At 58.3% G+C, this 7541-nt stretch carries 8 protein-coding genes and 1 pseudogene; 3 read left to right on the top strand and 6 right to left on the bottom strand.

The features are described 5' to 3' along the window. The 6 genes and pseudogenes from FNJ47_RS24255 to phnG form a co-directional block, all read right to left on the bottom strand. Positions 1-406, bottom strand: a pseudogene (locus FNJ47_RS24255) (alpha-D-ribose 1-methylphosphonate 5-triphosphate diphosphatase); the annotation flags it as partial. A 25-nt stretch (positions 407-431) separates the two neighbouring features. Then, positions 432-1220 carry an ATP-binding cassette domain-containing protein gene (locus FNJ47_RS24250; RefSeq protein WP_165445834.1) on the bottom strand — a complete coding sequence of 263 codons (789 nt, stop codon included), beginning with the start codon at positions 1218-1220 and terminating at the stop codon, positions 432-434. Continuing rightward, on the bottom strand, positions 1217-2092 hold the full coding sequence (locus FNJ47_RS24245) for an alpha-D-ribose 1-methylphosphonate 5-phosphate C-P-lyase PhnJ (RefSeq protein WP_163157616.1): 876 nt from the start codon (positions 2090-2092) through the stop codon (positions 1217-1219). The genes FNJ47_RS24250 and FNJ47_RS24245 overlap by 4 nt, the downstream gene beginning before the upstream one ends. Next, the gene (locus FNJ47_RS24240) at positions 2089-3174 is read right to left on the bottom strand and encodes a carbon-phosphorus lyase complex subunit (RefSeq protein WP_163157614.1); all 1086 of its coding nucleotides are present in this window, start codon (positions 3172-3174) and stop codon (positions 2089-2091) included. Before FNJ47_RS24240 ends, FNJ47_RS24245 begins: the two co-directional genes overlap by 4 nt. After that, a complete protein-coding gene (phnH, locus tag FNJ47_RS24235) occupies positions 3165-3779 on the bottom strand; it encodes a phosphonate C-P lyase system protein PhnH (protein WP_163157612.1) in 615 nt (204 codons plus the stop codon). The genes FNJ47_RS24240 and phnH overlap by 10 nt, the downstream gene beginning before the upstream one ends. Then, positions 3776-4243, bottom strand: coding sequence for a phosphonate C-P lyase system protein PhnG (gene phnG / locus FNJ47_RS24230; RefSeq protein WP_283811289.1), 468 nt, complete (start codon positions 4241-4243; stop codon positions 3776-3778). The genes phnH and phnG overlap by 4 nt, the downstream gene beginning before the upstream one ends. A 324-nt stretch (positions 4244-4567) precedes the next feature. Between phnG and FNJ47_RS24225 the strand changes: the two genes are divergently transcribed. The 3 genes from FNJ47_RS24225 to FNJ47_RS24215 are packed head-to-tail and all read left to right on the top strand — an operon-like array spanning position 4568 to position 7520. Then, positions 4568-5731 carry an ABC transporter ATP-binding protein gene (locus tag FNJ47_RS24225; RefSeq protein WP_163157609.1) on the top strand — a complete coding sequence of 388 codons (1164 nt, stop codon included), beginning with the start codon at positions 4568-4570 and terminating at the stop codon, positions 5729-5731. Further along, entirely contained in the window at positions 5728-6690 is a 963-nt protein-coding gene (locus tag FNJ47_RS24220) for a carbohydrate ABC transporter permease (protein WP_236000078.1), read from the top strand. Before FNJ47_RS24225 ends, FNJ47_RS24220 begins: the two co-directional genes overlap by 4 nt. After that, on the top strand, positions 6687-7520 hold the full coding sequence (locus tag FNJ47_RS24215) for a carbohydrate ABC transporter permease (protein WP_163157607.1): 834 nt from the start codon (positions 6687-6689) through the stop codon (positions 7518-7520). Before FNJ47_RS24220 ends, FNJ47_RS24215 begins: the two co-directional genes overlap by 4 nt. Positions 7521-7541: the final 21 nt, after the last annotated feature.

Genomic DNA, 7541 nt, shown 5'->3' with positions numbered 1-7541 from the left:
TTAGATGCGCGGCCCCCCCCATCCCTTCGTTCGCTGCCGCTGACCTCCCTTGCACTATACGCCCGAGAGCGGGATTGCGCTCGCTGTCGAACTCCGCGCCCACGAGTCCAAAACTGTCGCACATGGTGGTGATGCCGGAACTGATCACCTGAGCATCGTAGGAGACTGCTGCCGAAACCGCGTGCCAGTAAACGCCAGGCCTTGGCATGATGTGCTTCTCCAGATGATCGCTGTGAAGATCAACTAGACCCGGCATGAGGAAGTCGCCCTCAAGGTCGATCGCTCCGGCGGGTAAGTCGCCTCCGGATTCGATGCCCCTGATCCAGCCATTCTCAACCTTTAGATGGCCTTGCACGACCTCGTTTGGCAGTACAATCCGTGCATTACCAAAGGCTGTCCGCGTCATTCATTCTCTCCAATCTGCGAGGTGCTCATGCCCGCAGCACCGAGGATACGAGCAATTGGGTGTAGGGGTGGTGAGGGTCGTCGAGGACCTGATCAGCGAGTCCGTGCTCGACGATCGTTCCGGATTTTAGAACGTACAGCCGGTCGGCGAGCATGCGCGCGACCCCGAGATCGTGGGTTACGAGCACAACGGCGACAGGGAGATCGCACACCAGCCTGCGCAAGAGATCGAGAATCCGCGCCTGAACCGAGACGTCGAGGCCGCCGGTCGGCTCGTCCATGAGGAGTAGCCGTGGTCGCTTGACTAAGACGCGGGCGATTTGCAGGCGCTGCTGCATCCCTCCAGAAAAGGAGCCCGGAAGATCGTCAACGCGGCCGGGATGTATCTCGACTTGTTCGAGCCATTCCTTCGCGATGCAACGCATCTGCGAGAACTTCCGCAGGCCAGCAAGCGCCAAAGGCTCTATGATATTGGCTCCTGCACTGATATTCGCCTGCAATCCGTCCTGGGGCCGTTGATGGATGAAACCGACCTGCGATCGCAGCAGCCCGACGCGCTGCTCTTCCTGAAGCGACCAAATTGGATGTAGGCGATTATCTTTGTCCTGAATTTCAACGATGCCGGCGTCGGGTCGCAGATGGCCCCCAAGGCAGCTGAGCAAGGTCGTCTTTCCCGAACCACTTTCCCCGACTATAGCGATGATTTCACCGGATGCGATTTCCAGAGAAACGTCGTGGCAGGCAAGCCGCCCACCAAAGCGTTTGGAGAGCAGTTGGGCGCGGAGTACGATGGGATTTCGAACGAGGCCGATCAAGATCCGCCTCCCATTCGCTCGCGATCACGCCGAGTGGCACAGAAGGAAGTATCCGAACAGACGAAGCCGCGCATGCCTGCATCATCAGAGATCGCATCCAAGTAGCTTTCGCTCGATCCGCAAAGGCTGCATCGCCCCTCAACCTTCCGTGCGACAAACGGTCGGTCGTCGAAGGAAAGATTTTCGACGGTAGTGTAGGGCGGAATAGCATAGACACGCCGGTGACGACCGGCTCCGAACAACATCAGTGCAGGACTGCGATCGAGTTTATGATTGTCGAATGCTGGGATCGGTGATGGGGCGACGAAATACCGACCATTGACGAGCACGGGATGATTTGTCCCGCCGCCGGCATCACCGAACCTCACTATGTCTTCATAGAGCCTGACGTAGAGCATTCCGTAGTCTTGAAATGCATGAAGTCGCCTGGTCACCGTCTCCGAGGGCTCCAGCGAACGCATCGGCTCCGGGAGCGGCACCTGGAGCACAATGATCTGGCCATTAGAAAGCTGCTCCTCGGGAATGCGGTGCCGGGTCTGGATAATCGTCGCTTCCCGAGTCGATATCGTCGTACGGCTATCAGAAACTCGCGCGAAAAACCTCCGAATGCTTGTGGCATTGATCGAATCGTCGGCGCCCTGATCAATCACCTTTAGTATGTCGGAGCGTCCTATCAACGCCGCCGTGATCTGCATGCCGCCGGTACCCCAACCAGGAGGAAGCGGCATCTCGTGACCCGCGATCGGGACCTGAAAGCCAGGAATCGAAACAGCCTTCAAAATCGCACGCCGGAGCATGCGCTTCGTGACTTCGTTCAAATAACCAAAATTATAGGGGCTTCGCTCGTGAAGGCCCGCATCCGAGGGGATCATAGCGCATCCTCCCCTCGTTGCGTGAGTGCAGCCTGGATGTCCCGCAGACGCTTCAACTCCGCCTGAAAACTGACATAGTGCGGCAATTTCAAGCTTTGCAGCAGACCGGCCGCTTCGACCCCATCCGCATTCGATAATACAAACTGTTCGTCCTCGATGGGGCACTGGACAGCCTCGTCCAGTTCGCGGCCTCTTAGCGCTCGGTCATTGACGGCTATTGCCATCGCCCGCCTTTCGCTGCACCCGAAGGCAAGCCCGTAACCACGGGTAAAGCGAGGTTCAGCGCTTTGCGCATCCAGCCTCTTGTTGAGAATTTCGCATTCGCTGAGGGTCACGTACCCGATCGTAACGGCAAATCCGAGTTCGGGGATCTTGAAATCGACGGCCACATCGCCGACGCGGATTTCGGTCACAAGCGGAAAGTTCTGTCCGTACCCCTGAAGGGTGGAGTTTGCCAGGCCCGCCAGGAAGCCTTCGTCGGCCTTTGCCAAGGACTGCAGCCTGAGATCTCGGTTGGCCGGATGCATGACCGGATCGCGCGTGATATCCGAAACATGCGTCTTGGGCTCTGCGGATGGCAATCTCTCAGCAATCCCATCGCAAGCGAGTTGGTCGGCAACATGCGGAGCACTGATGGGACCGCTCTCAGCGCGGCTCGATATCAACGGCTCAAAGCCGTCCGGAGACTTTTCCTCGAGAAGCCTATGAATGTAATCATAGGTAGCCCCCAGGAACTGACCACCCGGCGCCTGCTTCAGGATCGGCGATATCCGCCGCTCGATCTGCATCGAGGCAGTATCGAGGGGCTCAGAGTAACCCGCTCGCGGCAATGTTGCCCGAAATGTCCGAAGCAGAAAGGCCGCTTCCACCGCGTCCCCCTGCGCCTGCTTGAGTGCTAGGCTCGCCGCATGCCTGTCATAGATCGCACCTTCGTTCATAGCGCGATCTACGGCCAAGGATAATTGCTCGCCTATCTGCTCGATTGACAATTCCGGGATCGCTGGATCGCCCCGACGTCTTTCAGCAAGAAGTCGCTCCGCATTTTCGATCGCCTGTTCTCCGCCGCGGATTGCTACGAGCATGGCGAGCTCCGGCGAACCGAGCGAGGGAGACCCACGATATTCTCGCCGTCGACGAGAAGAACGTCGACACCCGCAGGGAAGCAAGTGGCATTGACCTCCCACGTGGACCAGAACCAGGAAGGGAGTCCGGCGGGTGAAACCGATATCGTGGTTTTGATACCTGGCCCACACAGCAATATCGGCACACCGCCCACCAGACTCGGCAACTGGATGAGGAGCGTCGCTGACCGATTTGGCTCCAACAGGGTCCCTGCACGAAACTGTTGGAGGTCTGGCATGTTGCTCGCGTTGCCGATCAAAGCAAAATCGACGTCCCGCGGATGAGAACTGACCGAGACGCCCGTCCGTAGCCGGAGGAACTCTTCGACGTCTTTGGTCATGAAGGACGGATCGAGCCAAGCGGAAACCTCGCCGTCTAGGAGACAAAGCGCGGCAGACAACATGCTTTGGCACATCGGTCGGACGGCATGGGATATGGGGGGCACTGCAACGATTTCGCCGGGATTGCTGAAGGCACGCAGAATTCCCCTGAAGCACACTTGCGCGTGGTGAACTGGGTCGAACGAGGCTTCGATCGCTTTCGTCATGGAATTCTGGACCATCATTTTGGCTGCTCCGCAACCGACATCGAAAACGCTACTTCGGTCGCGCGCGCTTTCGCGGCCCTTGCCGCGACATGCTTGTTGCTTGCCGCCTCGGCCGCAAGCACTGCCTCGCGTGCCAGCGCATGCCATTGCGAGCCGTCCGGGCATAACATCATGGCGTCAAAGACAGCCGCCACCGCCGCGTGCCGTTTGTCCCGTCCGCCAATGCACGCGATGCCGGCGATCCCATTGCCCAACGCAAGAGAACAGCGCGTGACCGTCATTTCTCCGAAATTGAAGACCATTCCACTGCCGTCGGCACGAGCGCGCAGCATGATCGTCTCGAATTGCGGTGGGCTGATCCAAGTAAAATCCGGCTGAACCGATAGCCCCTGCCAGCTATTCGAAAGAACCGCAGCCGGTGCCGTTGCGAGGGCGGACATCCAGCGTCTGCGATCGGAGAGGAGGGTAGATTGAGACGTCATGGATCCTGAGAACGTGCAGTGCCTTCGCTCGCCTGCTAGGCCGGTGCGTCTCTACATCATTCCATCTGCGGCGGTCGTGAACCCTCGATGACGAAAGATGGACAAGCCCGCAGGTGACACATGCGTCGACTTGGTTCCTTCGCCCCCTGCAGCAACCTCAATCGTCTCATGCTGCGGCACACCTCGCCACTAGGCAAGACGACCTGAGAGTTACGAGCTTGTTCGTTAAACCGTCACGGGTCCGTCACCGACCTGATACGAACCTGCGGCCAATCTCGCCTCGCGCTGGCTTTCGGTCCGGCAATCAGGAGTGAAGGGGCAGCGATGTCGGGACATGGACTTGTACTGCGTAATATCTGCAAGAAATTCGGATCCACGAACGTCATCCGAAACCTTTCGTTGAATGTCATTCCCGGCGAGTTCCTGACCTTGCTCGGCCCCTCCGGCTGCGGAAAATCTACGCTTCTGCGAATCATCGCGGGCCTAGAGCTTCAGGATGAAGGGTCAATTGCAATCGGCGGGCGTGAGGTGGACGGATTGCGTCCGAAGCTGCGCGACGTCGCCATGGTATTTCAGTCCTACGCGCTTTATCCCCACATGAGTGTCGCCAAAAACCTCGCCATTCCGTTGCTGATGCGCCGTTTGTGTGCTTGGCAGCGCATCCCGGTCTTCGGGGCGCTGCTTCCCGGAACAGCGAGCAGGAAATCGGAAATCATTGAGGAGGTCGCAAGGGTCGCGAAGTCCATCGGCATCAGCCACCTTCTTGACCGCAAGCCGCGCCAGCTCTCCGGCGGCCAGCGCCAGCGCGTCGCCGTGGGCCGTGCGATGGTGCGCCATCCGGCAGTGTTTCTGATGGATGAGCCGCTGTCCAATTTGGATGCCAAGCTGCGTGTCCAGATGCGCGCGGAAATTAAGGAACTGCACCAACGGCTGGGTGTCACCTTCATCTATGTTACCCACGATCAGGTGGAGGCGATGACGCTTTCCGATCGGGTGGCGGTCATGCTCGACGGTGAGCTTGTCCAGGTCGCCCCCCCACAGGAGATTTACGCCAATCCCCATGATCGGCGGGTCGCGGAATTCGTCGGGTCCCCGAAGATCAACATGATCGATGTGAACGTGTGCGGTGGCAGGCTCGCCGAAATCGGCGGACAGGTTCTGCCGTCTGAACTTACTATCGGCCAGGGCACGCTCACCGTAGGGATTCGTCCGGAAGCCTTCCACCTCGCCAGTAGCGGTGAGCCGAATTCGATCTCCGCCGCGGTTCGGCTGGTCGAACATATGGGGTCCGATCTATTCCTCCATTTGGATTTGACAGGAGTTCCCGATCCGATCATCGCTCGCCTACCCGCCGCAAGCGGCCATATCGCGCCGGGCAACAGACTGCATCTGCGCATTAGAACTGAGCAGCTCCTTCTGTTCTCCGAGAATGGCCAGCGGCTAAAGCAGCAGGCCTCGGTGACACCTCTCCGGGAATACGCGCGATGACCTCCATCGAGATGGGCCAGCCGCCAGTGCAGGAAGATCAACCTTCGCTGCTCCATCGATCAACGGACGCTGTATTGCGACGGTTGCGTCTTGCAGAGAGCCTTACCGCCTATGCGCTTGCCGGGCCAGGCGTGGTACTCTTGCTCACGCTTTACATTCTCCCAGTCGCCGGCGTGCTGTTCATCGCCTTCACGGATTGGCAATTCGGTGCGAAGACCCTCAGTTTCGTCGGCCTCAGGAATTTCGCCGAGCTCTTCGCGGATTCGGAGTTTCGAAAGGTACTCGCCAACACGGCGGTCTATACGCTCATCGTCGTTCCGGGGACCATCGTTCTCAGCCTCGCCGTCGCGCTGGTGATCGAAAGCGGTCAAACTATGCGCGCCTTCTATCGCGCAGTCCATTTCCTTCCTTACATGGCAACCTTGGCGGCCATGGCGATCACGTGGGAAGCGCTTCTTCACCCGACGGTCGGCCTGCTCAATCAGCTTATGACCGCGGCCGGATTGCCGACCGCAAACTGGCTTCGCGATGAAAGGACCGTTCTGCCCATTCTCGCGGTGATCGGTATCTGGCAGAATCTTGGCTTCGCGATGGTGCTCATTCTGGCCGGCCTCGCGGCCATTCCGCGCGATCTCTACGACGCCGCAGACGTAGATGGAATCGACGTCTGGTTCGAGCGTCTTCGCTTAATTACCCTGCCCATGCTTGGACCGGTGCTGATGTTTGTCGTGATCGTCGTTACCCTCCATGCGCTAAAGGTGTTCGACACGGTGCAGGTTCTCACCCAGGGCGGCCCCAATCATGCTTCCGACGTGCTTCTCTACACGCTCTATCGCGAAAGCTTTCAGTATCTGCGAACAGGATACGGCGCCGCGGTCACCGTTGTATTCCTTGTCATTGTTATGGCCCTAACACTGATCCAAGCCCGGATCATGGATCGAAAGGTGCACTATCAATGAAACACTGCCGGCTTTCATTCCGCACCTTGGGCCGCCACGGTTTTCTAGCCATCACCACCGCGTTTGTCATCGTGCCATTTATTTGGATGGTCAGCTTGTCGCTCAAGCCGCCGGAGGAGATCTTTCAGGCATCATTCTCACTGCTGCCGCAGAGCTGGCATGCAACGCAGAACTACATCCGGGCTATGACAGCCTCCCCCCTTCCGCGCTTTATGTTGAATGGCGTCTTTATCTGCGCTGTCATCGTAGTGTTTCAGATACTGATCTGCGCGCCGATCGCCTATGCGCTCGCGAAACTTAGGTTTCCCGGCCGGCATGTCTTCTTCAACTTAGTGCTCGTCAGCTTGCTCATTCCGAGCCAGGTGCTCGCACTACCGCTCTTCATCTTGGCTTACCAGCTTGGCCTGTTGAATACCTACGCAGCACTCGTTTTCCCGTTCGTTGTCTCGCCGCTTGGCATCTTCCTGTTCCGACAATTTTTCAATACGATCTCGGACGACATTGTGCATGCAGCGCGGCTGGATGGCATGTCGGAATTCACCATCGTCTGGCGGATCATGCTGCCCATGGCGGTGCCCGCCCTGATCGCGTTTTCGATATTTTCAGTTGTCGGACATTGGAATGATCTATTCTGGCCGCTTATCGCGGTTCGCTCTCAGGAGCTTATGCCTCCTCCACTAGGCCTAATGGCATTCAAGAATGAAGATACCGGAATAGATTATGGCCCGTTGATGGCCGGCAGCACCATCGTCGTCGCTCCGTTAGTGCTCGTCTTTCTGCTCGCTCAGCGCTGGTTCATTGAGGGCCTGACATCAGGCGGCATCAAATGAAGCATTGCCTGGAGACCAGTG

Source organism: Bradyrhizobium uaiense, from assembly GCF_010811875.1.
Classification (GTDB): Bacteria; Pseudomonadota; Alphaproteobacteria; order Rhizobiales; family Xanthobacteraceae; genus Bradyrhizobium; species Bradyrhizobium uaiense.
The sequence above is the reverse complement of the archived record's forward strand: the minus strand, read 5'-3'. Positions and strand labels throughout refer to the sequence as shown.

Bases quoted from the DNA above. Each gene is read 5' to 3' on its own strand.
- FNJ47_RS24220 (WP_236000078.1), top strand. From the start codon at position 5,728: ATGACCTCCATCGAGATGGGCCAGCCGCCAGTGCAGGAAGATCAACCT.
- phnH (WP_163157612.1), bottom strand. From the start codon at position 3,779: ATGATGGTCCAGAATTCCATGACGAAAGCGATCGAAGCCTCGTTCGAC.
- FNJ47_RS24240 (WP_163157614.1), bottom strand. From the start codon at position 3,174: ATGCTCGTAGCAATCCGCGGCGGAGAACAGGCGATCGAAAATGCGGAG.
- FNJ47_RS24245 (WP_163157616.1), bottom strand. From the start codon at position 2,092: ATGATCCCCTCGGATGCGGGCCTTCACGAGCGAAGCCCCTATAATTTT.
- FNJ47_RS24215 (WP_163157607.1), top strand. From the start codon at position 6,687: ATGAAACACTGCCGGCTTTCATTCCGCACCTTGGGCCGCCACGGTTTT.
- FNJ47_RS24225 (WP_163157609.1), top strand. From the start codon at position 4,568: ATGTCGGGACATGGACTTGTACTGCGTAATATCTGCAAGAAATTCGGA.
- phnG (WP_283811289.1), bottom strand. From the start codon at position 4,243: ATGACGTCTCAATCTACCCTCCTCTCCGATCGCAGACGCTGGATGTCC.